Source organism: Bradyrhizobium sp. HKCCYLS2038, from assembly GCF_051167655.1.
Lineage (GTDB): Bacteria > Pseudomonadota > Alphaproteobacteria > Rhizobiales > Xanthobacteraceae > Bradyrhizobium.
On sequence record NZ_JBNPTM010000002.1, the window covers coordinates 341,444 to 365,710 of the forward strand.

General features: G+C 65.6%; 26 protein-coding genes. 8 read left to right on the top strand and 18 right to left on the bottom strand.

What is annotated here, in order from left to right:
• Positions 1–9: 9 nt before the first annotated feature.
• Positions 10–363, bottom strand: a complete 354-nt coding sequence (locus tag ACQR1I_RS10635) for a diacylglycerol kinase (protein ID WP_434864564.1) — start codon at positions 361–363, stop codon at positions 10–12.
• Entirely contained in the window at positions 363–1,751 is a 1,389-nt protein-coding gene (locus ACQR1I_RS10640) for a class II 3-deoxy-7-phosphoheptulonate synthase (RefSeq protein ID WP_434864565.1), read from the bottom strand. The genes ACQR1I_RS10635 and ACQR1I_RS10640 overlap by 1 nt, the downstream gene beginning before the upstream one ends.
• A gap of 903 nt (positions 1,752–2,654) precedes the next feature.
• On the opposite strand from ACQR1I_RS10640, the gene ACQR1I_RS10645 reads away from it, so the two are divergent.
• The 5 genes from ACQR1I_RS10645 (at position 2,655) to ACQR1I_RS10665 (ending at position 4,683) form a co-directional block, all read left to right on the top strand.
• Positions 2,655–3,230 carry a hypothetical protein gene (locus tag ACQR1I_RS10645; protein WP_434864566.1) on the top strand — a complete coding sequence of 192 codons (576 nt, stop codon included), beginning with the start codon at positions 2,655–2,657 and terminating at the stop codon, positions 3,228–3,230.
• Positions 3,230–3,559, top strand: coding sequence for a hypothetical protein (locus tag ACQR1I_RS10650; RefSeq protein WP_434864567.1), 330 nt, complete (start codon positions 3,230–3,232; stop codon positions 3,557–3,559). Before ACQR1I_RS10645 ends, ACQR1I_RS10650 begins: the two co-directional genes overlap by 1 nt.
• A 146-nt stretch (positions 3,560–3,705) precedes the next feature.
• Positions 3,706–4,029 (top strand): ArsR/SmtB family transcription factor, encoded by a 324-nt coding sequence (locus tag ACQR1I_RS10655; RefSeq protein ID WP_434864568.1) that lies wholly within the window; start codon positions 3,706–3,708, stop codon positions 4,027–4,029.
• A complete protein-coding gene (locus ACQR1I_RS10660; RefSeq protein ID WP_434864569.1) occupies positions 4,026–4,433 on the top strand; it encodes an SRPBCC family protein in 408 nt (135 codons plus the stop codon). The genes ACQR1I_RS10655 and ACQR1I_RS10660 overlap by 4 nt, the downstream gene beginning before the upstream one ends.
• A gap of 37 nt (positions 4,434–4,470) precedes the next feature.
• Positions 4,471–4,683, top strand: coding sequence for a hypothetical protein (locus tag ACQR1I_RS10665; RefSeq protein ID WP_434864570.1), 213 nt, complete (start codon positions 4,471–4,473; stop codon positions 4,681–4,683).
• 55 nt (positions 4,684–4,738) lie between these two features.
• On the opposite strand, the gene ACQR1I_RS10670 is transcribed toward ACQR1I_RS10665, so the two are convergent.
• The 4 genes from ACQR1I_RS10670 to ACQR1I_RS10685 form a co-directional block, all read right to left on the bottom strand.
• A complete protein-coding gene (locus ACQR1I_RS10670) occupies positions 4,739–5,083 on the bottom strand; it encodes a hypothetical protein (RefSeq protein WP_434888728.1) in 345 nt (114 codons plus the stop codon).
• 280 nt (positions 5,084–5,363) lie between these two features.
• Entirely contained in the window at positions 5,364–5,861 is a 498-nt protein-coding gene (locus ACQR1I_RS10675; RefSeq protein ID WP_434864572.1) for a DUF4262 domain-containing protein, read from the bottom strand.
• Between the two features lie 316 nt (positions 5,862–6,177).
• Positions 6,178–9,669: an indolepyruvate ferredoxin oxidoreductase family protein gene (locus ACQR1I_RS10680; protein WP_434864573.1), complete on the bottom strand. Its 3,492-nt coding sequence runs from the start codon at positions 9,667–9,669 to the stop codon at positions 6,178–6,180.
• A 320-nt stretch (positions 9,670–9,989) separates the two neighbouring features.
• Positions 9,990–10,634: a trimeric intracellular cation channel family protein gene (locus ACQR1I_RS10685; RefSeq protein ID WP_434864574.1), complete on the bottom strand. Its 645-nt coding sequence runs from the start codon at positions 10,632–10,634 to the stop codon at positions 9,990–9,992.
• Positions 10,635–10,782: 148 nt separating this feature from the next.
• On the opposite strand from ACQR1I_RS10685, the gene ACQR1I_RS10690 reads away from it, so the two are divergent.
• The gene (locus ACQR1I_RS10690) at positions 10,783–11,244 is read left to right on the top strand and encodes a hypothetical protein (protein ID WP_434864575.1); all 462 of its coding nucleotides are present in this window, start codon (positions 10,783–10,785) and stop codon (positions 11,242–11,244) included.
• On the opposite strand, the gene ACQR1I_RS10695 is transcribed toward ACQR1I_RS10690, so the two are convergent.
• Positions 11,245–11,406, bottom strand: a complete 162-nt coding sequence (locus tag ACQR1I_RS10695) for a hypothetical protein (RefSeq protein WP_434864576.1) — start codon at positions 11,404–11,406, stop codon at positions 11,245–11,247.
• A 63-nt stretch (positions 11,407–11,469) separates the two neighbouring features.
• Here ACQR1I_RS10695 and ACQR1I_RS10700 point away from each other — a divergent pair, with 63 nt between their 5' ends.
• Positions 11,470–11,790, top strand: coding sequence for a hypothetical protein (locus ACQR1I_RS10700; protein ID WP_434864577.1), 321 nt, complete (start codon positions 11,470–11,472; stop codon positions 11,788–11,790).
• Positions 11,791–11,859: 69 nt separating this feature from the next.
• Here ACQR1I_RS10700 and ACQR1I_RS10705 read toward each other — a convergent pair whose 3' ends face one another.
• Both ACQR1I_RS10705 and ACQR1I_RS10710 read right to left on the bottom strand, forming a co-directional pair.
• Positions 11,860–12,675, bottom strand: coding sequence for an isocitrate lyase/PEP mutase family protein (locus ACQR1I_RS10705; RefSeq protein ID WP_434864578.1), 816 nt, complete (start codon positions 12,673–12,675; stop codon positions 11,860–11,862).
• A 45-nt stretch (positions 12,676–12,720) separates the two neighbouring features.
• Positions 12,721–13,035 (bottom strand): NIPSNAP family protein, encoded by a 315-nt coding sequence (locus ACQR1I_RS10710; protein WP_434864579.1) that lies wholly within the window; start codon positions 13,033–13,035, stop codon positions 12,721–12,723.
• Between the two features lie 75 nt (positions 13,036–13,110).
• Here ACQR1I_RS10710 and ACQR1I_RS10715 point away from each other — a divergent pair, with 75 nt between their 5' ends.
• A complete protein-coding gene (locus tag ACQR1I_RS10715; protein ID WP_434864580.1) occupies positions 13,111–13,809 on the top strand; it encodes an ArsR/SmtB family transcription factor in 699 nt (232 codons plus the stop codon).
• Between the two features lie 25 nt (positions 13,810–13,834).
• On the opposite strand, the gene ACQR1I_RS10720 is transcribed toward ACQR1I_RS10715, so the two are convergent.
• The 9 genes from ACQR1I_RS10720 to ACQR1I_RS10760 all read right to left on the bottom strand — a co-directional run bounded on the left by ACQR1I_RS10720 (position 13,835) and on the right by ACQR1I_RS10760 (position 23,851).
• The gene (locus ACQR1I_RS10720) at positions 13,835–14,176 is read right to left on the bottom strand and encodes a hypothetical protein (RefSeq protein WP_434864581.1); all 342 of its coding nucleotides are present in this window, start codon (positions 14,174–14,176) and stop codon (positions 13,835–13,837) included.
• Positions 14,177–14,304: 128 nt separating this feature from the next.
• Positions 14,305–14,619 carry a hypothetical protein gene (locus ACQR1I_RS10725; RefSeq protein WP_434864582.1) on the bottom strand — a complete coding sequence of 105 codons (315 nt, stop codon included), beginning with the start codon at positions 14,617–14,619 and terminating at the stop codon, positions 14,305–14,307.
• A gap of 58 nt (positions 14,620–14,677) precedes the next feature.
• Positions 14,678–15,343: an alpha/beta hydrolase gene (locus ACQR1I_RS10730; protein ID WP_434865120.1), complete on the bottom strand. Its 666-nt coding sequence runs from the start codon at positions 15,341–15,343 to the stop codon at positions 14,678–14,680.
• Positions 15,344–15,575: 232 nt separating this feature from the next.
• Positions 15,576–16,034: a hypothetical protein gene (locus ACQR1I_RS10735; RefSeq protein ID WP_434864583.1), complete on the bottom strand. Its 459-nt coding sequence runs from the start codon at positions 16,032–16,034 to the stop codon at positions 15,576–15,578.
• 142 nt (positions 16,035–16,176) lie between these two features.
• On the bottom strand, positions 16,177–16,413 hold the full coding sequence (locus tag ACQR1I_RS10740) for a cytoplasmic protein (protein WP_434864584.1): 237 nt from the start codon (positions 16,411–16,413) through the stop codon (positions 16,177–16,179).
• Between the two features lie 115 nt (positions 16,414–16,528).
• Positions 16,529–18,061 carry an acyl-CoA carboxylase subunit beta gene (locus tag ACQR1I_RS10745; protein WP_434864585.1) on the bottom strand — a complete coding sequence of 511 codons (1,533 nt, stop codon included), beginning with the start codon at positions 18,059–18,061 and terminating at the stop codon, positions 16,529–16,531.
• Positions 18,062–18,372: 311 nt separating this feature from the next.
• A complete protein-coding gene (locus tag ACQR1I_RS10750; RefSeq protein WP_434865121.1) occupies positions 18,373–18,960 on the bottom strand; it encodes a class I SAM-dependent methyltransferase in 588 nt (195 codons plus the stop codon).
• A gap of 536 nt (positions 18,961–19,496) precedes the next feature.
• Complete coding sequence (locus ACQR1I_RS10755) at positions 19,497–22,640, bottom strand: multidrug efflux RND transporter permease subunit (RefSeq protein WP_434864586.1); 3,144 nt, start codon at positions 22,638–22,640, stop codon at positions 19,497–19,499.
• A 29-nt stretch (positions 22,641–22,669) separates the two neighbouring features.
• The gene (locus ACQR1I_RS10760; RefSeq protein ID WP_434864587.1) at positions 22,670–23,851 is read right to left on the bottom strand and encodes an efflux RND transporter periplasmic adaptor subunit; all 1,182 of its coding nucleotides are present in this window, start codon (positions 23,849–23,851) and stop codon (positions 22,670–22,672) included.
• Positions 23,852–24,267 lie beyond the last annotated feature (416 nt).

Below are 24,267 nucleotides of genomic sequence, written 5' to 3' on the forward strand. Positions count from 1 at the left end.
TCAGGACACTCATAACAATCCGAGCCGCTCGGCGAGTGCGAACAGCCAGAAGCCGCCGGCCATCACGAGCGCGACGCCCACGGCCGCCGAGCCGAGATCCTTGACCTGCCCGATCTTCGGATCGTGCTCGGTGGTCACGCGGTCGGCGAGCTTCTCGATCGCGGTGTTGAGCAGCTCGACGACCAGCACCAGCATCACGGCGCAGACCAGCTCGACGCGGCGCATCGGCGTGGCGCCGATGACGTAGGCGAGCGGCAGCGCCAGCAGCAGCGCAATGATCTCCTCGCGCACCGCCTGCTCGGAGCGGAGCGCAAAGGCGAGGCCGTTGCGCGAGTTGACCGTCGCGCGCCACAGACGCAGCATCAGAAGCCCGCGACGGCCGGCATCGGAGTGGACTTGCCGCCACGCTGCTGCTTGAGGAGCTCGGCGATCAGGAACGCCATGTCGATCGACTGCTCGGCGTTGAGACGCGGATCGCACACCGTGTGATAGCGGTCGTTGAGATCCTCATCGGTGATCGCGCGCGCGCCGCCGATGCATTCGGTGACGTCCTTGCCGGTCATCTCCAGATGGATGCCGCCGGCATGGGTGCCCTCGGCGGCATGCACCGCGAAGAACGCCCTGACCTCGGCGATGATGCGGTCGAACGGCCGCGTCTTGTAGCCCGAGGTCGAGGTGATGGTGTTGCCGTGCATCGGATCGCACGACCACACCACCTTGCGCCCTTCCCGCTGCACCGCGCGGATCAGTCCCGGCAGGTGATCGCCGAGCTTGTCGGCGCCGAAGCGGTTGATCAGCGTCAGCCGGCCCGGCTCGTTGTCGGGATTGAGGATGTCGATCAGCTTGATCAGCTCGTCCGGCTTCAGCGACGGGCCGCATTTCAGGCCGATCGGGTTCTTGATGCCGCGGAAATATTCGACATGGCCGTGATCGAGCTGGCGGGTGCGGTCGCCGATCCAGATGAAATGGCCCGAGGTCGCGTACCAGTCGCCCGTCGTCGAGTCGACGCGGGTGAAGGCCTGCTCGTAGCCGAGCAGCAGCGCCTCGTGGCTGGTGTAGAAATCGGTGGCGCGCAGCTCCGGATGGCTCTCGAGGTCGAGGCCGCAGGCGCGCATGAAGTTGAGCGCCTCGGAGATGCGGTCGGCCAGCTCCTTGTAGCGGCGCGACTGCGGGCTATCCTTGACGAAGCCGAGCATCCATTGATGCACGCTGCCGAGATTGGCGAAGCCGCCGGTGGCGAACGCACGCAGCAGGTTCAGGGTCGCCGCCGACTGCCGGTAGGCGTCGAGCTGGCGCTGCGGATTGGGGATGCGCGCCTCCGGCGTGAAGGCGGTGTCGTTGACGATGTCGCCGCGATAGCTCGGCAGCTCGACGCCGTTGATCTTCTCGGTCGGCGACGAGCGCGGCTTGGCGAACTGGCCGGCGATGCGGCCGACCTTCACCACCGGTACCGCGCCGGCATAGGTCATGACCACCGCCATCTGCAGCAGCACGCGGAAGAAGTCGCGGATGTTGTTGGCGCCGTGCTCAGCAAAGCTCTCGGCGCAATCGCCGCCCTGCAGCAGGAAGGCCTCGCCGGCCGCCACCCGCGCCAGCGACTTCTTCAGGTTGCGGGCCTCGCCGGCGAACACCAGCGGCGGAAAGGTCGCGAGCTGCGCCTCGACCTCGGCCAGCGCCTTGTGGTCGGGATAATCAGGCACCTGCTGCACCGGCTTGGAACGCCAGCTCTCCGGGCTCCAGCGCTCGGTCATGGCAATCTACTCCCTCGTGAACGGCCGCGCGCTTGTCCCCGCCGCAGCGCGCGCCTTATACACAGCCTGCCCGGCAACTGCCATCCGGAATTTAAGCCATTCCGCCAAGCCGTTGCGGATATGGAAGGATTCAGGTCGGGCTTAGATTCAGCGTGAACACCGTCAAGGCTCAGGACCACGGCTCTTCTGTCCCCTGCGTCGTCGCGCGCGCTGCCGCCACGACCACCACCGTCATCCCGGCGAACGCCGGGGATCCATAACCACCGGCGGCCGCTGTGACACGAGATGGCACGACTTGCGCCAGCCAATTGCGGCCGCGGAGTATGGGTCCCGGGTCGGCGCCCCGCCGCCGCGTCGCGCCGTCGCGGCTTGCCCGGGACGACGGCGGAGTTTGACGCGGCAGCACGGGATCAACTGACGCAGGTTCTCGTTCCCGCGGCACGAATGCCCGAGGCTCAGCTGAACGTTTCACCCTCACGAGATCGGAGGGCGCAGGGAATGCCGGGTGAAGGCCTCACCCATGGCCCGCCTGCTGAAAAAATGCAGGCGGCAGGTACCACAGGCAAAGCCGATCAACCGGCATTCCCTGCGCGACAGTCTTAACGTTTATACGCAGTCTGCCTGGTGCGCCGGGCTTGTTGGCCACCATTGCCCGCGCGGCGCGCAAGCGCCGTCACGAACGTGACACCAGCGTCGGGGTGCCAGCACGCTGCGACTTCACGTCCGCGCCGAGCCGTTCGTCCGCGCATCAAGAGACACGCTGCGGCTCCATCGCGGCCATCGCTCCCCGCCTCGCGTGTCGTGACGATCGCGCGCAACGCCCCTCCGAGTGAGGCGGGATGGCGACAATAGAGCACGATTTCCGAATTTCGTAAAGTAAAATCTGCCCGACGGGCAGAGGGATTGACGACAACAGCGAGTGCCGTCATCGGTGTGATCGATTATCGCAGGCTGCGGGTGGACGGCGGTGGTTTCCGTTTTGATCCATCGCACGACCATTCAGGGAGACAAGCCTTGAACACCGCCGAGGACAGCGAAGACTGTCAGGATCTCTTTATTGAGAGCCTCCAGCAGTTCGAACGGGCGCAAGGCCATGATGCGGCAGTCCGGCAGTTCAAGCGCTTCGCGGTCGACTTCCTGCATTCCATGCTCACCGCGCTGCCTCCAGCCGCGCAACCGCTGTTCTCGATCGCTTTGGCATATCGAGATGAGCTGACGAACTCCGCCGAGCTTGATGAGACGCGCCTCCACTGCTGGCAAGCGATCGATGCCACTGATAGCCGCTATGACTTTCAGAACAAGACGAACTGCGCTCTTCGCGCCGTTCTGATCTGTTTGACCAGCGAGCCTCCGCGGTTCGATCTGTCGGAGACGAGCTATTGGTTCCTGGCGTTCTGCGCAATCATCGAGGATCGTTCCGATCTGCTTCCCCAGCTCGCCGCAACATACTTTTACGATAGTTGCGGGAGTTCCGACTGATGTCCAATGCCATCCTCCATGTGCGAGCAAGAATCAGGCTGCTGACGAGCGAGGAAAGCGGCCGGACGCAGCCGGTTCGCGCTGGCTATCGTCCGAACCACAATTTCTTTGGCCCTGACAACAACGACATGACCTTGGGACTCATCGACCTGCCCGACGGTTTCGAATTGCATCCGGGCGAGAGCATCGAAACAACCATCAAGTTCTTGATGTGGCCCGGGCTCGACGGGCAGATCTATCCCGGCCGCGAGTGGCGTATTCAGGAAGGCGCCAAGCTGGTGGGCATGGGGACAGTGATCGAAATCGCGGATCAGGAAGGATCGTCGTAACTGCGCCGAGCCGAGCCGCCCGTCGCGTGCTGTCAACCGTCCCGACAGTCGGTGCGTGACGGCGTGCGCCGGCCGGACTCCGGGGCTTGACTGATCGATAACCAAGCGGTTATGCATTAATCCATAACCACTGAGTTATGGATCAAATGCCGCGCTCGCCCGATCTGCTGTTCCGCACGCTTGCCGATCCGACCCGGCGGGCGATCTTCGAGGGGCTGTGCCGCCACGGCGAGCAGACCGTCGGCGCGCTCACCGCCAAGGCCGGCGTGTCACAGCCGGCGGTCTCGAAACATCTCGGCCTGCTGAAGCAGGCCGGGCTGGTGCGCGAGCGCCACGAAGGCCGCCTGACGCATTATCGCGCGCAGCCGAAGGCGCTCGCGCCCCTGCTCGACTGGACCAGCCGCATGGCGGCGTTCTGGGAGAGCCGGTTCGACGACTTGGAAACCCTGCTCAACAGGATGGATCAATGACCTCCGCGCCCGAAACCCGCACCGTCATCGTCGAGCGCGAGTTCGCGCATCCGCCCGAAAAGCTCTGGCGCGCACTGACGCAGCCGCATCTGATCGCGGAGTGGCTGATGAAGAACGACTTCGTGCCGGAGCTCGATCACCGCTTCAAGCTCGACGCCGATTGGGGTGTGGTGAACTGCCAGGTCATGGCGATCGAGCCCAACAGGACGCTGTCCTACAGCTGGGCCGCGCTCGGACTCGACAGCGTGGTCACCTGGACGCTGACGCCGACCGCTGCCGGCACGCATCTGCGCATGGAGCAGACCGGCTTCGCCGCCGATCAGACCCGCGCCTATCAGGGCGCGCGCTACGGCTGGCCGAAATTCTTCGACGGCCTCGAACAGACGCTGGCCCGGCTCGGCTGAGCCGCATCGACTGCAAACATCATCATGGGAGGAACGGATGAACTGGAGCAACGCGATCAGACAAATGCATCGCTGGGTGTCCATCGCCTTCACGCTCGGCGTGATCGTCAACATCGCGGCGATGTCGCAGACGCAGCCGGCCTTCTGGATCGGCCTGTTGGCGCTCGTCCCGCTGATCGTGCTCCTCGGCACGGGGCTCTACATGTTTGCCCGGCCTTATGTCGCACGATGGCGCAGCGCGCAGATTTGAGGTGCGGCTCGGCTCAAACTGCGTTTTTCGTAGAAAATCTGCCCGACGGGTACGGTCAAATGCAATTCTCGTTGAGCAGAACCTCAGGCTTGAGCCCAACGCTGAAGGAAAGGACCTTGCCGTCCTGCGTCTCGAAGACGATGGCGCGCTTGCGATCGCGTCCCTCTGCGATCATCCAATAATGCGGCGGCGGCTCCGGCTCGGTGAACCCGTGGCTGGCGCGGTCGCGTGCGAACTCCTCGGCCTCCTCCGGACTGATGCCGCGGAAGTCGGGCGACAGCTCCTTCCTGACGTGCGGATATCCGCGGCGAACGTCCGCCTCCGTCGCGCCCACGCCGACGCCGTTCGCATCGACGATGGCCGGATCCGGCTTCGCATAGTCGCGGAGAAACACGGTCACGACCACAATCCGTCCATTGACGATGACGTAGGACAGCGCCTTGTCTCTCCCGTCCGTCCGACCAGTAACGTAGCAATCCCTAGCGAATGGCGGCGAGACCGGCCCTAGCTTTGCCTTCAGCGCGCGCTCGGCCTGAGCGACGGTCATCCCCAGCCGGACCGGCCCAACGCCCTGCCATGAGAACTCGTGGGCACTCGCCGACAGAGAAGTAATAGCCAACAACGCCACGAATAGTCCCACGCGCCACATCGAGCGTCTCCCCCCGAACCAAATCCCCGCGCTAGTGAGCCATGCCGGACCAATGACCCTCGGTAAGGTCCGGCTGGGCGGTCCGTATCACCGAAGCTTCAGGCGACCACGGAAAATTACCGTCACGATCCGTATAGATCAGTTGCAGGCATTCGAAGTCGTCACCGCCATAGAACCAGCGGCTCCATCCCAGATGGTCGGCATAGTGCCGTGACGAAACCGGGAGCAGCATGGCCGGAGCGTTCGTGAATATATCGGGTGAGGGAACGCCGACGGGAATACGTCGTCCGGCTTCAAGCTCGCGGTACAAATGCCAGAACGTATCGTTGACGATCTGAAGTGGCAGCGAGAACACGATCAGTTCGGGGTGGCCGAATTTCAGACAGAAGCCGGTCGTATAGGCAAAGCCCGGCCCTTGTTCATCTGCGCCGACATGGATCGCGAACCAGCCATGCTCGCGGATTTTCGCGACGAACTTGCGCTCTTTTTCATCGAGCATATCCGGATCAGCGTCGAGCGCCGTGCGCATCTGCCCTACCCCCCAAATCGATACCTAAACTGTTCGCGATGGCTCAAGGCCGACGGTTCAATGGTGGGCATGCGCCGCAGTTGGCCCACTCCGCCGCTGCGCGATACAGCGCCCTCTCCCCTTGTGGGAGAGGGCAGCTCCGGCCTATCCGCGCATGCGGTTGGGTGAGGGGTTTCTCTCCGCGCACGACGCTCGTGGAAACATACCCCTCACCCGACCTAGCTTGCCGCGCTGTCCTACATGCCCTCTCCCACAAGGGGAGAGGGCGCAGTCACGAACATCTTGCGACTGGCATTTCACAGCTGATCCCACGCCCCTACTCCGCCGCCATCTGCCTTGGCGCGGACGGCGGGTTGGCGAGGTCGGCGGCCAACTGCGCGTAGCGCGCCTTGGCGTCCTGGATGGCCTTGTCCTTGACCGGGCCGTAGCCGCGGATCTTGTCGGGCAGCGACAAGAACTCGGTGGCGATCTCGGCATTGGCCGGCGACAGCAGGCCCAGCACCGTGGCGACGTCCTTCTCGTAGCCGGCGATCAGGTTGCGCTCCATCTTGCGCTCGGCGGAGTAGCCGAAGATGTCGAGCGGCGTGCCGCGCAGACCCTTCAGCTTCGCCAACAGCCGGAACGTCTTCATCATGCTCGCGCCATAGCTCTTCTTCTTCGGCCGGCCCTGCGGGTCGACACCGCTGTTGAAGATCGGCGGCGCCAGGTTGAAGGAGATCTTGTAGTCGCCCTCGAAGGCGTCATGCAGCTGCTTCTCGAAGGTGCCGTCGGAGAACAGCCGGGCGACCTCGTACTCATCCTTGTAGGCGAGCAGTTTTGCGTAGTTGGTGGCGACCGCGCGCGGCAGCGCTTCGCCATAGCCGCCCTTGTCGGCGGCCTCGCGGACCTGGTCGACCAGCTTGCGGTAGCGCTTGGCGAGCCGGGCATTCTGATACGCGGTGAGATGCGCCGTGCGATGGGCGATGATCTCGTCGAGCGTCATCGCGTCGAGCGATTTCGGCGGCACCGTCTCGTCCTGGCCGGTCATCATGCCGGCGACGCGCTCGGGATTGACGACGATGAGACGGCCGAGCCTGAACGCCTCGGTGTTCATCTTGACCGCGACGCCGTTGATCGCGATCGCCTTCTCGATCGCCTCGGCGGACAGCGGCAGCAGCCCCTTCTGATAGGCGTAGCCCATCATCATCATGTTGGTGGCGATCGAGTCGCCGAGCAGCGCCTCGGCCGGCTTGGTGAAGTCGAAGAACGTCGCGTCCTTACGCAGCGCGGTTTCCAAGAGGCTCGTGACCTTGCGGTTCTGGAAGTTGAAGTCGCGGTTGAGCACGAAATCGGCGGTCGGGATCAGATGGCTGTTGATGACGCCATGGGTGCGCTCGCTGTCGCACAGCGTGATCGTCTCCTTGGCGCCGGCGACCACCTCGTCGGCGGCGATGACGAGATCGGCGGTGCCGGTGACGATGCGCGAGCAGGTCACATCCGCCGTATTCTCCGACAGCCGGACATGGCTGAGCACCGCGCCGCCCTTCTGCGCGAGGCCGGACATGTCGAGGATCATCGAGGCCTTGCCCTCGATATGCGCGGCCATGCCGAGCAGCGCGCCGATCGTCAGCACGCCGGTGCCGCCGACGCCGCCGACGGCGACGTTGTAGGGCCGCTCGAGCGTCGGCTTGGTCAGCGGCTCCGGCATCTCACCGATGTCGCCGAGCTCGGCCGGCGCGCGCGAGCGCGGCTTACCGCCGTCGATGGTGACGAAGGACGGGCAAAAACCCTTCACGCAGGAATAGTCCTTGTTGCAGGACGACTGGTTGATGACGCGCTTGCGGCCGAGCTCGGTCTCCAAGGGTTCGACCGAGATGCAGTTCGACTGCACCGAGCAGTCGCCGCAGCCCTCGCAGACGGCCGGGTTGATGAAGACGCGGCGCTGCGGATCCTCCATCGTGCCGCGCTTGCGGCGGCGGCGCTTCTCGGCGGCGCAGGTCTGCACGAACACGATGGCCGAGGCGCCCTTGATCTGGCGCAGCGTCTTCATGACGTTGTCGAGCTCGTCGCGATGCGCCAGCTTGACGCCGGGTGCGATGCTGTCGGCCGGATAGGCGTCGGGATTCTCCGAGACCAGATAGATCTCGCGGATGCCCTCCGAATGCAGCTGGAAGGTGATCTGCTGCGGCGACAAATCGCCGTCATGGCGCTGGCCGCCGGTCATCGCGACGGCGTCGTTGTAGAGGATCTTGTAGGTGATGTTGGCCTTGGAGGCGACCGCCTGGCGGATCGCGAGGCTGCCGGAGTGGAAATAGGTGCCGTCGCCGAGATTGGCGAAGATGTGGTTCTCATTGGTGAACGGCGCGATGCCGACCCACGACACGCCCTCGCCACCCATATGCGTGAACGTCTCGGTGTTGCGGTTCATCCACAGCGACATGAAGTGGCAGCCGATGCCGGCCAGCGCGCGGCTGCCCTCGGGCACCTTGGTCGAGGTGTTGTGCGGACAGCCCGAGCAGAAATACGGCGTGCGCGCCACCGGCGACACCAGCTGCATCTGCGAGGCGTCGCGGCCGTTGAACCAGTCGGCCTTGGCACGCAGCATCGCCTTGATCTCGGGATTGAGGTCGAGGCGAAGAAGTCGTTCCGTGAGCGACGTCGCGAGCGAGGCAACCGAGAGTTCGGTGGCGAACGGCAGGAAGCGCTTGTCGTGCTCGTCCATCTTGCCGACGATGCGCGGGCGGACGTCGTCGCGCCAGTTGAACAGCTCCTGCTTGACCTGGTTCTCGACGATCTCGCGGCGTTCCTCGATGATGAAGATCTCCTCGAGCCCGACGGCGAACTGCCGCACGCCTTCCGGCTCCAGCGGCCAGGGCATGCCGATCTTGTAGAGGCGAAGCCCGATCTTGGCGGCGACCTCCTCGGTGATCCCCAATTCGCGCAGCGCCTGGCGGATGTCCTCGTAGCTCTTGCCGGACGCCATGATGCCGTAGCGGGCGTTCGGCGAATCCATCGTGATGCGGTTGACCTTGTTGGCGCGGGCGAAGGCAATCGCGGCGAAGCCCTTGTAGTCCTGCAGCCGGCGGTCCTGCTCGAAGCGGTCGTCGGGCCAGCGCAGGTTGAGGCCGCCCGGCGGCATCTCGAAATCAGTGGGGATGACGAACGGCGTCATCTCGTCGTTGAGGTTGATCTCGGCGGTGGTCTCTACTGTTTCAGTGATGACCTTCATGCCGACCCAGCAGCCGGAATAGCGCGACATCGCGATCCCGAGCAGGCCCATCTCAATCATCTCGTGGATCGACGACGGATAGAGGTAGGGCATCAGCGCCGACATGAAAGCGTGGTCGGACTGATGCGGCACGGTAGAGGATTTGGCACCGTGGTCGTCGCCGGCGAGGCACAGCACGCCGCCGTTCTTGGCGGAGCCCGCGGCATTGCCGTGCCGGAACACGTCGCCGCAGCGGTCGACGCCGGGGCCCTTGCCGTACCAGATGCCGACGACGCCGTCATACTTGCCGCCGGGCGACAGATGCAGCTGCTGCGAGCCCCAGATCGCGGTGGCCGCGAGGTCCTCGTTCACGCCGGGCTGGAACTTGATGTTGTACTGCTCGAGATGTTTTCGCGCGGAAAACAGTTGCTGATCGTAGCCGCCGAGCGGCGAACCGCGATAGCCGGAGATGAAACCGGCGGTGTTGAGGCCGGCGGCGCGGTCGCGCCGGATCTGGGCCATCGGCAGCCGCACCAGCGCCTGGATGCCGGTCAGGAAGATGTGGCCGGAGCTTGCGGTGTATTTCTGGTCGAGATTGATCTCGCTCTCGTTGATGCCCATTCCGCCCTCTTGCCGTGCTCTTATCGGGGTGTGCGTGCCTCGCCCGATGGCGGAAGCACACGCGTTCTGCCAATAATTTATGTCTGGTTTTGAAGATTGCGCATCACAAATCTCGCCTGCGCAGGGCAGCCACCCGAAATCGCAATTTCGTGGCGGCAGCCGGCTCAGGCTTTTGCCGTTTGTGTCGAAAACGGAGCCCGGCGCGCAATGGGATGATGCGCGCCATGGCTCGGCGTGGCGGACGGCCGAGAGTTGGCGAGTTCGCGGGGCTCGCGATTCCGGCGCGCCGCGTATTGTGCAATGCGACAGGCGAGCCGGCGTCAGCCCCGCTCCTCGCTGTTGAAGACGAAGCGCGGCATATTCCACTGGTAGCGGATGGCGAGCAGGCGGAAGGACAGCCCGGCGGCGAACGTCAAGGCCGTCCACAACCCGCTGCCGATCCCGAGCGACAAGCCGCTCGCATAGATGAGGCCGGTCAGCAGCGACACGCTGGCATAGAGCTCGGCGCGGAACAGCAGCGGCACGTCGTTGCAGAGGATGTCGCGCAGCACGCCGCCGGCGCAGCCCGTGATCATCCCGGCGACGATGACGATGCCGATCGGCACGTTCATCTGCCAGGCGATGTCGCAGCCCGTCATCGTGAACACGACGAGGCCGACGGCATCGAGCACGAGGAAGGCCGTCGTCAGCCGATGCACCAGCCGCGCCATCGCGATCGTCACGAACGGCGCCAGCACGGTGAGCAGCAGCAGGGACGGTTGCTCGACCCAGGCGAGCGGATAGTGGCCGAGCAGCACGTCGCGCAAGGTGCCGCCGCCGAGCGCGGTGATCGCCCCCAGCAGGCAGACGCCCATCCAGTCCATGCTGCGGCGTCCTGCGGCCAGCGCGGCCGTCATCGCCTGCGCCGCCAGCGCCACCCAGGACAACAGATGCAGCACGCCGTCACCCGGCGGCAGGTTCCACATCGAGAGCTCCAACAGCAGGACCAGAATCGCAGTGCACGCGAGGAACCTTAGCGCGGCGGGCAACCAATCCGCTGGGGAATTCGCAAGGTTTCGCGGAACAGAGCCGGGCCTGCGCTGGTTGTCGGGTGACAATCGCAAGGAGGATGACATGGCCAACGAACGGCTTCCGAACGAGCGCTACCCTGATGGAATGAACCGCCCCGACATGCCGCCCCGCCCCGACATGACCACGCGCCCGGGCATGGCCGGCAGCGACATGACCGGTGCGGGCATGACCGGCTCCGAGTATGAACGTGCGGCGCGAATGGACAGCCAGCTGCAGCCGGATCCCGAACTCACCGAGGGACGGTCGTCGACCGGCCGCGTCGCGGCCTATGCACTCGGCATCGCCATTCTGCTCGGCGCCGTGTTCTACGGCCTGAACAACATGTCGACGCGTAATGATCAGGCCAGCACCACGCCGGCCTCGCAATCGACCTCGACCACCAGCGGCAAGGCCAACACCGCACCGGGCGTGACCACCGGCGCCGCGGGTGACCGGACGACCCCGCCACCGGCCCCGGCCCCGGCCCCGGCCCCGGCCGGACAGAGCAACAACAACACCAAGTAGTCACGCCAAGTAGTTCACCGCGATCTCGCGGGACGGCAGCAGCCGTCCACTCCTGGGCGGCAGGTGAGCGATCATCTGCCGCTCTTTTTGTTTGTTGATCTTGTTGTTGATCGCGCGATGCGCCTTGCTAATGCGTGGACGAGCGACAAGACCATGGAACAATGTCCTCACTTCTCGATTGGGTCTGCGGCACTTTGACCCGGTCCTATCAGAGGAGACCACACAATGAAGGCTCTCACCCTTGCTCTCGCCGCCGCAGCGGGCACGCTCGTCGTGACGTCAGCTTCGGCTGCCCCGCTTCTGTCGCCCGATGTGTCGGCGCTTCCGCAGCGCGACATCCGGCAGGTCCGGATGGTCTGCAACGAGGACGGCCGTTGCTGGCGCGAGCACCGCGAACGCCGCGTCATCATCGAGGACCGGGACCGCGATTCGTACGCCTATGCGCCGCGCGAGCGCTATGTCGAGCGCCGCCACTATGAAGACCGCGGCGGCATCGGCATCCGCGCGCCGGGCGTCAGCGTCGGCATCGGCGTGGACCACGACTAAGCGCAACGATGGCTGATCATCGAAAAGCCGCGGCCCATGCCGCGGCTTTTCCTCGTGCGCACACCGATCTCAACCGAAGATCTTGTTCAACTCACCGCCGGGATAGCCGCCTGCCAGCTCGGTGAAGGTCCCCTGCTCGGCCATCTCCTTGGCGGCCCGCATGAAGCCGGCCCAGGCCATCCTTGCCAGCGAGCCACCGACGCTGATGCGGCGCACGCCGAGATCTTCGGCCTGTTTCAGCGACAGACCTGACGCCCCGATCAGCAGGTTCACGGGCTTCGGCGCCACCGCTTTGACGACAGCCGAGATCTCCTCGACCGTCTTGATGCCCGGCGCATACAAACAATCGGCACCGGCCTCGGCATAGGCCACAAGGCGGTCGGTCACCAGTCCGAGGTCGGGCTTGCCCCAGAGAAACGCCTCGCAGCGGCCGGTCAGCAGCACGTCGCCACCGCTGGCGTCGATCGCCTGCCGCGCGGCGCGGATGCGTGCCACCGCCAGATCGCGATCGAACAGCGGATGGTCCTTATCCCCCGTGGAATCCTCGATCGAGAGACCGGCCAAGCCGGTCGCGACCGCCCGCGTGACGTTGGCCGCCACGCCCTCCGGCGCCTCGGCGAAGCCGCCCTCGAAATCGGCATTGACGGGAATGTCGACGGCGGCCGACAGCGCCGCGAAATGCGCGAGCATCTCGTCCAGCATCGTGCAGGTGTCCGCCTTGCCGATCGACCATGCGAAGCCGGCGCTGGTCGAGGCGATCGCCTTGAAGCCGAGATGCTGCAGCATCTTCGCGGTGCCGGCGTCGAACGGGTTCGGCAGCACGAAGCAGCCGGCGTCATGCAGCCTGCGGAATGCGGCGCGCTTGTCCGCCGTGGTCACCGTCATGTCATCCTCCCATGCATTTCTCGCCACGCCATCATAGTACCGCTCTCATGGCCCCGCCACGACGTTGCGCAAAAATGTTCGTTCTTCGCCCAGGATGAATTTGTGCTCCTCCGCCAGCGCGAAGTTCGCCGCGCCCTCGGCGTCGCTGCGCAACGTCGCCCGGTAGCGCTCGTAGGCGGCGAGGCTCTCGAACGAGATCAGCCCATAGGCGATGTCGTTGGTCCCCTCATGCGGCATGAAATAGCCGATCAGGTCGCCGCCGCAGCGGGGGATGATCGACAGCCAGCGCCGCGCATAGGCCTCGTACAACTCACGCTTGAACGGATCGATGCGATAGCGGATGAACACGGTGATGGGCATGACAACCTCAAGTATGATACACACCGTCGACACTATCCGCTTGCCCGGAGAGAATGCTTCGGTTACCATCGAAGTATGAAATCAGGTCCAGACATCGCCATGGTCGCCGCGCTGGTCGGCGATCCCGCCCGTGCCAACATGCTGACCGCGCTGCTCTCGGGCCGCGCGTTGACCGCGACCGAGCTCGCGCAGGAAGCCGGGGTGACGCCGCAGACCGCGAGCTCGCATCTCGCCAAGCTCGAGGGCGGCGGCCTGATCGATCCGGAGAAGCAGGGCCGCCACCGCTACTACCGGCTCGCCGATCCCGACGTCGCCGACGTTCTCGAGAAGCTCGCGGGCCTTGCGGCCCGCACCGGCCACATGCGCGTGCGCACCGGGCCGAAGGAGCCGGAGCTACGGCGCGCCCGCATCTGCTACGACCATCTGGCCGGCGATCTCGGCGTGCAGATGCTCGACAGCATGACCCGGCAGAAACTGGTGCGGCGGCGCAAGCAGGAGATCGTGCTCACCGATGACGGCGAGCGCTTCCTGGCGAAGCACCTGCGGATCTCGACGGAGATGCTGGCTCACCCGCGGCGGCCGGTCTGCAAGGCCTGCCTCGACTGGAGCGCGCGCCGGCACCATCTCGCCGGCACGCTGGGCGCGCAGCTGATGAAGCGCTTCACCGAGCTGAAATGGGCGGCGCGCGATCCGACACCGGGCAGCCGCGTCGTGAATTTCAGCCGCACCGGCGAGAAGCATTTCGCGGCGCTGTTCGGCGCGGACGGCGACTGACGCGGAGCTGGCGGTTACACCTCGCCTACCAATAGTGCCGGCGGTGCCAGCGTCGATGCCAATGACGGTGGTGATGGCGGTGATGGTGGCGCCAGCCCCAATGGCGGCGACGCCAGCCCCAGTGCCGGCGGCGCCAGCCCCAATGGTGACCGCGCCGCCAATGCACCCGCTCCGGCGCGAGCCGCTCGGCCTCGTCCTGGGAACTGAGCGCGCGCTCGACCTTCTGATCAGAGGCCGAAGGAACCGCATCGTTCAGCGGCACCGGCGAGAGCGGCGCGGCACGCGCCTCGGTTCCACTGAGCACCGCACCGGTGGCGGCGACACAGCCGAGGCCGAATGCCAGCTTCAGGAAAGTGCGTCGTTCCATCACACGCCTCCATGATCCACGAGCCAAATCACGAAGCGAGTATTTGGCGGACCGCCTGAACGTGAGCTGAACTAACCCGGAGGCGCGATCATGCACGACGTGTTCATCGTCAGCGCCGGCATGAAACTCTATCCGTCGACATTCTGCGCGAGCACGAGGCTCTCCCGCGTGCGCGTGACATCCGGCCAGTCGCGATTGAAATCCGCAACCAGCCGCTTCATCTCATCGCCTCCGACGGCGCGTTCCATCGCGGCGACATCGTCGAACTGATACATCGCCTGATGCACCGCGGGATCGACGAGGCTCCAGACCCGCCATGCTTTGCGCACGCCGAAGCTCTTCAGCGCGTCGGGAAGATGGACATCGCGATACCAGCGGTCGAACTCCTCGCGCCTCGCGGGGTCGGGCACGGTGGCGCGGACGACGAAGATGGCTGCGGGCATGGCTGGATCCTCCGGACGTTGATCGTCTTGTCGCGGAAGCCTAGCTGCAATCAGCCGTTCAGCGGAAGCCCGCCGCGAGCGACACGACCTGCCCGTCGAGCCCGTTGAAGCCATGATGCGCGCGGGCCTGGCACGCATCGCCCTCGTCCGCGCCGCCCGACAGCCATTTTACGCGGGCGCGGCCGCCGGCCCATTTGATGAACGGCTCGACGCCGGCGGGCAGCGTGACCCTGCAGCCGTCGTTGGTGTGATGAATGACCAGCGTGCGTGGCAAGGCCGACGGTGAGCCCACGATCGACATCACGTTCGACGAGCTGCCGGACTCCGGGCTCAGCAGGCCCGACGTCAGCACCAGCGCATCCGGCCGGGCGCCGCGTGCAATGCCCTCTGCGGCGCGCACGGTACCGCGGCTCGTCGCGACCACCGTCACCGGCCGCTTGATCGCCGCCATGTAATCGACCGCGGCCTTCAGGTCGGTGTTGTAGTCCGCCACCATCACGGCGAGCCCGCGCGCAGCATAGGCCTTGCGGGTGCGCACCAGCTGATTACCCTGCAAGCCGCGAATGTCGCCCTGTTCGCCGACATTGATGGCGCCGTCGCCGCCGGGCAGCAGAATCACGCTGGCGCGCGCCGAGGCCGGTTTGATAAGCGCCACGCGCGAGCCGCCCACCGAGACGGTCTCATCGGCGCTGGCCGCGCCGGCTGCGGCAGCCGACAGCATCATCGCCACGCCAACACGCACGATCACACGACACGACCACGTCGCCAGTCCGATCATCGCAGCCTCCCCCGCGCCGACTCGCGCGATGCGGGAAGACTACCAGAAATCTACGAGGCCCGGAGTGCCTAGGAGTCCGGGCCTCGTCACCTCGCGACCTCGCGCGAGCGAAGCCGGTCGGTATTCGTCATATTTTATAACTCGCCCCGGATTGATGGCATTGAGATGGCTCAAGCCGTCAGTAGCAACGCGTGATCGTGACGGTGTGATCGCCGCCGCGGCGTCCCGGCACCGTCACGGTCTGCATCGGGCATGTGGTCACATAGGGCCGATCGGACGGCACGACGTTCGGCGGATAGCGATGTGCCCAGTCCCAGGGCACATCATAGGTATAGGTGTAGCGCACGTCGGCCGAGGTGTGCTCGGGGATCTGCTGCGGTACCGCCTCACCGGTGCCGCCATAGGCGAACGCGCCCGTGGCAGGCAGATACGCGCGAGGGCCGCGGACGTGGTGATGAGCGAACGGCCGCACGCCCGACGACGAGGACGCAACCTGTCCAGAGCTTGCAGCGACGGGCGCGGCCACCGCGGCCCCGGACCCGGCCGAGGCGGCCCCGGCGGAAAACATCAGCGCGGCAGAGGCCGCGCAGGCCAGCAAAGCTGTGGAATTCCGAAACGCCGATCTTCTATCAGCCATGATACGCAACCCCTACTCTTCCGACCGACCAGCAATCCGACAAAGGCTAGGCCCGCAGCTTGGTTCCCGCAAACCCATCGTTAAAGATTAGTTAAGACAGAGGCTTAACGCCAGGGCGGAAAACGGCGCAGATTGCCGCGGCTCACCCGAACCAGACTTTCCGCATCTCCTCGAGGAAATCCGGGGTGAGTGAAAGCCCCGAGGCGTCGCCGAGCACGCTATCGATCCCGCACGACGGGCAGCGCGCGGTCTGCTCCCGGTCGATCCAGTCAGCGATGCGGTCGGGATTGAAGATCCGCTGGCAGTAGAAGCAGCCACAATGACGACTGGCTTCGATCTCGGCGCGATGCCGCATCGAATGGCGATGCGCCAGCTTCAACGGATGGTCGTCGGGGAGTTTGGACATCGGAGAGGCGGCAGCTTCTGCTGCCGCTAAGGTTCAGGTCTTGAATGGCGGGACGACGGTGCCGTCATCCCGCCCTGTGCGTCACCGCTCACAGCGGCAGATTGTCGTGCTTCTTCGCCGGCATTTCCATCTTCTTGTCGCGCAGCATGGCCAGCGCCCGGGCGATGCGGCGGCGGGTGGAGTGCGGCATGATGACGTCGTCGATATAGCCGCGCTCGGCGGCGATGAACGGCGACAGGAAGCGATCCTCGTATTCCTTGGTGCGCGCGGCGATCTTCTCAGGATCGGCCATGTCGGCACGGAAGATGATCTCGACCGCGCCCTTGGCGCCCATCACCGCGATCTGCGCTGTCGGCCAGGCGTAGTTCATGTCGGCGCCGATCTCCTTGGAGGCCATGACGTCGAAGGCGCCGCCATAGGCCTTGCGGGTGATGACCGTGACCAGCGGCACGGTGCACTGCGAGTACGCGAACAGCAGCTTGGCGCCGTGCTTGATCAGGCCGCCATATTCCTGCGCGGTGCCCGGCAGGAAACCCGGCACGTCGACGAAGGTGACGATCGGGATGTTGAAAGCGTCGCAGAACCGCACGAAGCGCGCGGCTTTCCGGGAGGCGTCGCTGTCGAGCACGCCGGCCAGCACCATCGGCTGATTGGCGACGAAGCCGACGGTGCGCCCGGCAATGCGGCCGAAGCCCGTCACGATGTTCTTGGCAAAGAGGTCGGCGATCTCGAAGAAGTCGCCTTCGTCGACGACCTTCAGGATCAGCTCCTTCATGTCGTAGGGCTTGTTCGGATTGTCCGGGATCAAGGTGTCGAGCGACATGTCGACGCGCTCGATGTCGTCGAAGCTCGGCCATTCCGGCACGCCGTCTGAATTGTTCGACGGCAGGAAGTCGATCAGGCGGCGCATCTGCAGCAAGGTCTCGACGTCGTTGTCGAACGCGCCGTCGGCGATCGAGGAGCGCGTCGCGTGCACGGAGGCGCCGCCGAGCTCTTCCGCCGTCACGACCTCGTTGGTGACGGTCTTCACGACGTCAGGTCCGGTCACGAACATGTAGCTGGTGTTCTTCACCATGAAGATGAAGTCGGTCATGGCCGGCGAATACACGTCGCCGCCCGCGCACGGGCCCATGATGACCGAGATCTGCGGGATCACGCCTGACGCCAGCACGTTGCGGCGGAAGACGTAGGAATAGCCCGCGAGCGCCGCGACGCCCTCCTGGATGCGGGCGCCACCGGCATCATAGAGGCCGATGATGGGGCTACGCGCCTTCATCGCCATGTCCTGCAGCTTGGTGATCTTCAGCGCGTGGGTCTCGGACAGCGAGCCGCCGAACACGGTGAAATCCTTGGCGAAGACGAAGGTCTTGCGGCCGTTGACGGTGCCCCAGCCGGTGACGACGCCGTCGCCGGGGACCTTGGACTTCTCCATCCCGAACTCGGTCGAGCGGTGCTCGACGAACATGTCGAACTCCTCGAACGAGCCCTTGTCGAGCAAGAGCTCGATGCGCTCGCGCGCGGTCAGCTTGCCGCGCGCATGCTGCGCCTCGATGCGCTTCTCGCCGCCGCCGAGCCGCGCGCCGGCGCGCCGCTTTTCGAGGGTGTCCAGGATGTCCTTCATGCGCGTCCCGCCCGTTGCCGATCTCGTGAGTGTTGGCGGCCTTCTATCACGGCTGTTTCGGCCCCGGAAAGCCGCTTTCGGCGCCCGCCGGACATCCTCCCACAGTTCGGAATTGGAAGCAGGATCATGGCTATGGAGGTCGATGCCGGGCGGACGCGGCGCTTGCCGGCGCCGCATCCGGCGCGATCCAAGGCGGCCCTGGCCTGCTGCTTCGGCAGGAAGGGCTGCGGCTGGCCGCGGGCGCGGCTGCATGTCAAGCCGATGGGGGTGGATCGGGGTGGCCGTTCGCGGCGCCGCCAGGCTCGGATCGGTCAGATCTTTCGCCCGGCAACGCCCGTGGCGCAGCCGAAAAAGTACTTGGAGAACGTTACCTCCAGCCCCTGCTCCCGCAACATGGCCGCCAGCGCCGAAGCGTCGCCGAAATTGGTGCTGTAGGTCCCGATCATCGCAAAGTCCTGGGCGCCGCGCAGGAACGTCCGCTCGATCAGCGGCAGGATGGTCTTGAGGTGAAGCAGATAGAGCGGCCGCAGCCACCAGCCTTTCGGGTCGGAGGCCTCGATCATGGAGAACACGCCGCCGGGCTTGAGCACGCGGGCGATCAAGGCCGCCAGACGCGCATGCTGCGCGGAATTGAAGGTCTTCAGGCCGAAGGTCGAAATGACGAAATCAGCGCTGTCCGGCGGCAGGTCGCTCGCCAGCAGATCGTCCTCGATGAACTCGATACGATGGGCGCGGTGAGCGTGCAGCCGCGCCATGGCGCGGCGGTGCATGCCGGAGGAGATGTCGACGGCAGTGATCGCCTTGATGCCGCCGAAGCGCTTCAACAGATGCGGCCAGACCTCGCCGGTGCCGGCCATCAGATCATAGCCGCGCGCGCCGTCAGCCAACTGCGCCGGCAGCGCCTCGACGCATTGCCGGCGTCAGCGCTCGGTGAAGCCGAACGAGCAGATCAGGCTGAAGGTGATGTAGCGATCGGAGCAGCGGTCGAACACGCCCTTGACGAAGTCCGGATCGTAGATGTCGGCCATGCTTTGCCTACGCTGCTGTCGTCCTGGACCAGCGCAGACGCGCGGCGGAGCGCCGATCCCCGGACAATGTAGCGAAATCCCTGGCGGCTTGTCTGCAACACACCACGATTTGTGGTTATGGCTTCCGGCCACTGATGATGTCGTGAGAGCCGGGCCAAACACTCTGCTGTCGTCCCGGCCTTGAGCCGGGACCTATAACCACCGAAGCCGGAAATGAAGCGAGCTGAAGCTCAGCTGGACTTCAACAACAGGCGGCACGGCCTATGGGTCCCGGCGTTCGCCGGGACGACATCAGAATACGACGGCTGACGACTGCCCGCACGCCTGCGCTTCTCGCTTCACCGCCGCGGCATTGCGATCTGAGACGCGCAGGAGTTGCGCGTCTCAGCGGTCTGGAGGCTCACGCCTCAATGCGCCGCTGACGGCAGCTGCTCCTTCGCGGCGAGGGCGACCGCGGCCTTGTCGCGGGTGAAGAAGCGGATCACCATCACGAAGAACACCGGCACCCAGAACACGGCGAGAAAGGTCGCGGTGATCATGCCGCCGAGCACGCCGGTGCCGAGCGCCTGCTGGCTCGCGCCGCTCGCGCCGGTCGCGATCACCAGCGGCACGACGCCGAGGATGAAGGCCAGCGAGGTCATGATGATCGGCCGGAAGCGGAGCTCGCAGGCCATCACCGTCGCCTCGATCAGCGGCGTGCCGCGGGCCCGCAGGTCCTTGGCGAACTCGATGATCAGGATGGCGTTCTTCGCCGACAGGCCGATGATGGTGATGACGCCCACCGTGAAATAGACGTCGTTCGGCAGGCCGCGCAGCCAGGCCGCAGCGACCGAGCCGATCAGGCCGAGCGGCACCGCAAGCATGACGGCGAACGGAATCGCCCAGCTTTCATACAGCGCGGCGAGGCACAGGAAGACGAACAGGATCGACAGGCCGAGCAGGAAGGCCGCCTGCGATCCCGCCAGCTTCTCCTGCAGCGACTGCCCCGTCCAGGCATAGCCGAACCCCTTCGGCAGGGTGCCCATCAGCCGCTCCATCTCGGCGATCGCGTCGCCCGAGGTGTAGCCGGGCTTCGGGTTGCCGGTGATGCGCACCGAAGGGTAGCCGTCGAAGCCGACCACCTGGGTCGGCCCGACCGACCAGGCGATGCGCGCGAACGACGAGAACGGCACCATCTCTCCCGCATTGTTGCGCACGCTGTAGGTCAAGAGATGCTCCGGCTTGGTCCGCTTGTCGTCGTTGGCTTGCACGACGACGCGCTGCATGCGGCCGAGGTTCAGGAAGTCGTTGATGTAGTTCGAGCCGAGGCTGGTCGACAGCGCGCCATTGATCGCTGCGAAGGTCACGCCGAGCGCGGCGGCCTTGGCGCGGTCGATCTCGAGCCGCACCAACGGCGCCGGCGGCAGCCCCTCGACGCTGAGCTTGCCGAGCACCGACGACGCCGCAGCGGCCGCGAACAGCTGGTCCTTGGCGGCCATCAGCGCGTCATAGCCGCGCTGCGAGCGGTCCTGCAGGCGGAAGCTGAAGCCCGAGGTGTTGCCGAGATTGTCGATCGGCGGCGGCGCCAGCACCGACACCTCGGCATCCCTGATCTTGGCCAGTTCCGGATTGAGACGCGCGATCAAGGCATCCGCACTCTCGTTGCGGCCGCGCTCCGACCAGTCCTTCAGGGTGACGAAGGCCTGAGCCGTGTTCGATCCCTGTCCATAGAAGCTGAAGCCGGCGATGAACGACACCGTATCGATGCCGGGCGTCTCGGCGAGCTTCTTCTCGACCGTCTTGATCACGTCGAGCGTGCGGTTGGTGCTGGCGTCGGGCGGCGTCAGCACGTCGACCATGACGAAGCCCTGGTCGTCGACCGGCAGGAAGCCGCCGGGCAGGCGCCACAGTGAATAGCCGAGCCCCGCCAGCAGCAGCACGTAGATGATCATGAACCGGCCGCCGCGCGCGACGACCCAGCGCGTCGCCGCGCTGTAGCGGCTCGTCACCCGCCCGAACCAGCCGTTGAACCAGCCGAAGAAGCCGCCCTTGGCATGGCCATGGCCCTTCTCGATCGGCTTCAGCAGGGTCGCGCACAAGGCCGGAGTCAACGACAGCGCGAGGAACGCGGAGAAGCCGATCGACACCACCATCGAGGCGGAGAACTGCTGATACATGATGCCGACCGAGCCGGGGAAGAAGGCCATCGGCACGAACACCGCCATCAGCACCAGCGTGATGCCGATGACCGCGCCGGTGATCTGCTCCATCGCCTTCACCGTGGCCTCGCGCGGCGACAGACCCTCCTCCGCCATGATGCGCTCGACGTTCTCGACCACGACGATGGCGTCGTCGACCAGGATGCCGATCGCGAGCACCATGCCGAACATCGTCAGCACGTTGATGGAGAAGCCGAGGCTGAGCAGCACGGCACAGGTGCCGAGCAGCGCGATCGGCACCACGATGGTCGGGATCAGCGTGTAGCGGATGTTCTGCAGGAACAGGAACATCACAAGGAAGACAAGGATCACCGCCTCGCCCAGGGTCATCAGCACCTTCTCGACCGAGGCGGCGATGACCGGGGTGATGTCATAGGACACCTCGTATTTGACGCCCGGCGGGAAGAAGCCCGCGAGCTCGGCCATCCGCGTCTTGACCGCCTTGGCGGTGGCGAGCGCATTGCCGGTCGGCGCCAGCTGCACGGCAACCGCGGCCGCCGGCTTGCCGTCGAGCCAGGACGAGAACGCGTAGGTCAAGCCGCCGACCTCGATCTTCGCCACGTCGGACAGCTTCACCGTCGAGCCGTTGAGATTGGCGCGCAGCACGATGTTGCCGAACTCCTCCGGCGATTCCAGCTGGCCCTTGACCAGCACCATGTTCTGGGTGCGCTGGGTTGACGGCGACGGCGGCACGCCGAGAATGCCGGAGGCGACCTGCGAATTCTGCGCCGCGATCGCGGCGTCGACGTCCTGGGCCGTCAGGCCAAGCCCGAGCAGCTTGTCGGGATCGAGCCAGATGCGCATCGCGCGCTCGGTCGCGAACAGGCGCGCGCGGCCGACACCCGGCAGGCGGCGCAGTTCCGGCAGCACGTAGCGCGTCGCGACGTCGCCGAGGCCGATCTCGTCGAGACTGCCGTCGGTCGAGGTCAGCGTCACGAACTGCAGGATTGCGCTACTGGCCTCGAGAATGACGACGCCCTGCTTGCGCACCGCCTCCGGCAGGCGCGGCTCGATGCGCTTGATGCGGTTCTGCACGTCGACGGCCGCGAGCTCGATGTCCGTGCCGGGCTTGAACTGGGCGATGATCTCGACCTCGCCCGTGGTGTCGCTGGTCGATTCGTAGTTCAGGATGCCGGAGGCGCCGTTCAGCTCCTCCTCGATCAGACGCGTGACGCTGTAATAGAGGTTCTCGGTCGACGCGCCCGGATAGGACGTGGAGATCGAGATCGAGGGCGGCGCGATGATCGGATATTGCGCGACGGGCAGGAACGGAATCGCAAGGATGCCGCCGAGACAGATGAAGATCGCCACGACCCAGGCAAAGATCGGACGTGCGATGAAGAAGCGTGACATGGACGTGCTCTCCGAGCCGTGGGCCGCGTTCAGTTCGAAGCAGACGTCTTGTCGGCACCGGGCGCCTTCCACGGCACCGGCGTGACCGCACTGCCCGGGCCGAACTTCTGGAAGCCGTCGACCACGATCCGCCAGCCCGGCTTGAGACCGTCCTCGACCAGCATGCCGCCATTCAGCGCGCGCCCGAGCCGCACCGGCTGCAGGTTGGCCCGCCCCTCATTGTTGACGACGTAGACGGCGCTGCCGCCCGCCGTCGTGCGCTGCACCGCCTGGCTGGGCACGACGAGGCCCGCGGCATCGATCGCCTCCTCGATCTGCACCCGGACATACATGCCCGGAAGCAGCTCACCCTCCGGATTGGGAAACTCGCCGCGCAACGTCACCTTCGCGGTGCTCGGGTCGACGCTGACATCGGAGAACAAGAGCCGGCCCGGATGCTTGTACATCGAGCCGTCATCGAACAGCAGGCGGACGCGCGCCGCCTCCCGCGACACGCTCTTGAGACGGCCTTCGGCCAGATCGCGCCGCAACTGATTCAACTCGTCCACGGACTGGGTGAAGTCGGCATAGACGGGATCGAGCTGCTGGATGGTGGCCAGATGGGTCGTCTCGTTGGGATTGACCAGCGCGCCTTCCGTCACCAGTGCGCGGCCGATGCGGCCCGAGATCGGCGCCCGCACCGTGGCCCAGTCGAGATTGAGCTGCGCCTGGGCAACGGCGGCCTTCTGCGCTGCGACGTCGGCCATAGCCTGGCGCTCCGCAGCAACGGCGAGCTCGTATTGCGCCTGGGTAGTGGCCTCGCCCTTCAAGAGATTCTTCAGGCGATCCTCCTGGCGGTCCGCCTGATAGAGCACGGCCTCCGCCTTGGCGAGCGCCGCGCGGGCCTTCTCGAGCTCGACCTCGAACGACGCCGGATCGATGCGGTAGAGCACCGCGCCGGCTTCGACCATGGCGCCCTGCTGAAAGCTGCGTTCGATCACGATGCCGCTGACGCGCGGCCGCACCTCGGCGATGCGCATCGAGGTGATCCGCCCCGGCAGATCCTTGGTCAACGTCACCGGCGCGGAGACGAGACTGACGACACCGACCTCGGGAGCATTGGACGCATGCGGCGCCGCCGCGCCGCCCTTGTCGCTGCAAGCCGCAAGCGTGATGACGGAGACAACGCAGAACATCGCACCAACGGATCGGATCAACTGCTCTCTCAACATGAAGCCCATCTGATGACGTCACCCGGCGCGCTTGACTTCCTGACGGCCGCTCGACCAACCGAATCGAATGAGTCCGGTCGTCTCACCTTACAGGTCGTCGCTCACAAACTTGGCGCGCCGTATGCCACGGTCGCGAGCTGACGAACTTTCGTGCGGCGTTTACATAGGTGACGCTGCAGCTTGCGACCAGCTACTTTCCTCAACAAAGACACACCTGCGACAACAACGCCATGTTGTTCGGCCAACGTCGGGGCGCCCCTGCGCGTTTTGTCGCGCCTCGTAAGTACTTACACGAAATCGTAACGACTGAACGACGGGGCCTCGCTTCCGGATCAGTGACAACGCCAACACAGCTCGCCATTTTGTCGCAGGCATGGAGTCGTCGCGGGAGCGGCACCAAAGCTATTTGCCGAAGC

Coding starts and splice junctions, on each gene's coding strand:
- ACQR1I_RS10660 (WP_434864569.1), top strand. CDS start 4,026: ATGACCTCCGCGCCCGAAACCCGCACCGTCATCGTCGAGCGCGAGTTC.
- ACQR1I_RS10665 (WP_434864570.1), top strand. CDS start 4,471: ATGAACTGGAGCAACGCGATCAGACAAATGCATCGCTGGGTGTCCATC.
- ACQR1I_RS10720 (WP_434864581.1), bottom strand. CDS start 14,176: ATGGAACGACGCACTTTCCTGAAGCTGGCATTCGGCCTCGGCTGTGTC.
- ACQR1I_RS10690 (WP_434864575.1), top strand. CDS start 10,783: ATGGCCAACGAACGGCTTCCGAACGAGCGCTACCCTGATGGAATGAAC.
- ACQR1I_RS10635 (WP_434864564.1), bottom strand. CDS start 363: ATGCTGCGTCTGTGGCGCGCGACGGTCAACTCGCGCAACGGCCTCGCC.
- ACQR1I_RS10675 (WP_434864572.1), bottom strand. CDS start 5,861: ATGCGCACGGCGCTCGACGCTGATCCGGATATGCTCGATGAAAAAGAG.
- ACQR1I_RS10760 (WP_434864587.1), bottom strand. CDS start 23,851: ATGTTGAGAGAGCAGTTGATCCGATCCGTTGGTGCGATGTTCTGCGTT.
- ACQR1I_RS10680 (WP_434864573.1), bottom strand. CDS start 9,669: ATGGGCATCAACGAGAGCGAGATCAATCTCGACCAGAAATACACCGCA.
- ACQR1I_RS10700 (WP_434864577.1), top strand. CDS start 11,470: ATGAAGGCTCTCACCCTTGCTCTCGCCGCCGCAGCGGGCACGCTCGTC.
- ACQR1I_RS10655 (WP_434864568.1), top strand. CDS start 3,706: ATGCCGCGCTCGCCCGATCTGCTGTTCCGCACGCTTGCCGATCCGACC.
- ACQR1I_RS10705 (WP_434864578.1), bottom strand. CDS start 12,675: ATGACGGTGACCACGGCGGACAAGCGCGCCGCATTCCGCAGGCTGCAT.
- ACQR1I_RS10710 (WP_434864579.1), bottom strand. CDS start 13,035: ATGCCCATCACCGTGTTCATCCGCTATCGCATCGATCCGTTCAAGCGT.
- ACQR1I_RS10650 (WP_434864567.1), top strand. CDS start 3,230: ATGTCCAATGCCATCCTCCATGTGCGAGCAAGAATCAGGCTGCTGACG.
- ACQR1I_RS10725 (WP_434864582.1), bottom strand. CDS start 14,619: ATGCCCGCAGCCATCTTCGTCGTCCGCGCCACCGTGCCCGACCCCGCG.
- ACQR1I_RS10715 (WP_434864580.1), top strand. CDS start 13,111: ATGAAATCAGGTCCAGACATCGCCATGGTCGCCGCGCTGGTCGGCGAT.
- ACQR1I_RS10685 (WP_434864574.1), bottom strand. CDS start 10,634: ATGTGGAACCTGCCGCCGGGTGACGGCGTGCTGCATCTGTTGTCCTGG.
- ACQR1I_RS10730 (WP_434865120.1), bottom strand. CDS start 15,343: ATGATGCTGTCGGCTGCCGCAGCCGGCGCGGCCAGCGCCGATGAGACC.
- ACQR1I_RS10735 (WP_434864583.1), bottom strand. CDS start 16,034: ATGGCTGATAGAAGATCGGCGTTTCGGAATTCCACAGCTTTGCTGGCC.
- ACQR1I_RS10640 (WP_434864565.1), bottom strand. CDS start 1,751: ATGACCGAGCGCTGGAGCCCGGAGAGCTGGCGTTCCAAGCCGGTGCAG.
- ACQR1I_RS10745 (WP_434864585.1), bottom strand. CDS start 18,061: ATGAAGGACATCCTGGACACCCTCGAAAAGCGGCGCGCCGGCGCGCGG.
- ACQR1I_RS10755 (WP_434864586.1), bottom strand. CDS start 22,640: ATGTCACGCTTCTTCATCGCACGTCCGATCTTTGCCTGGGTCGTGGCG.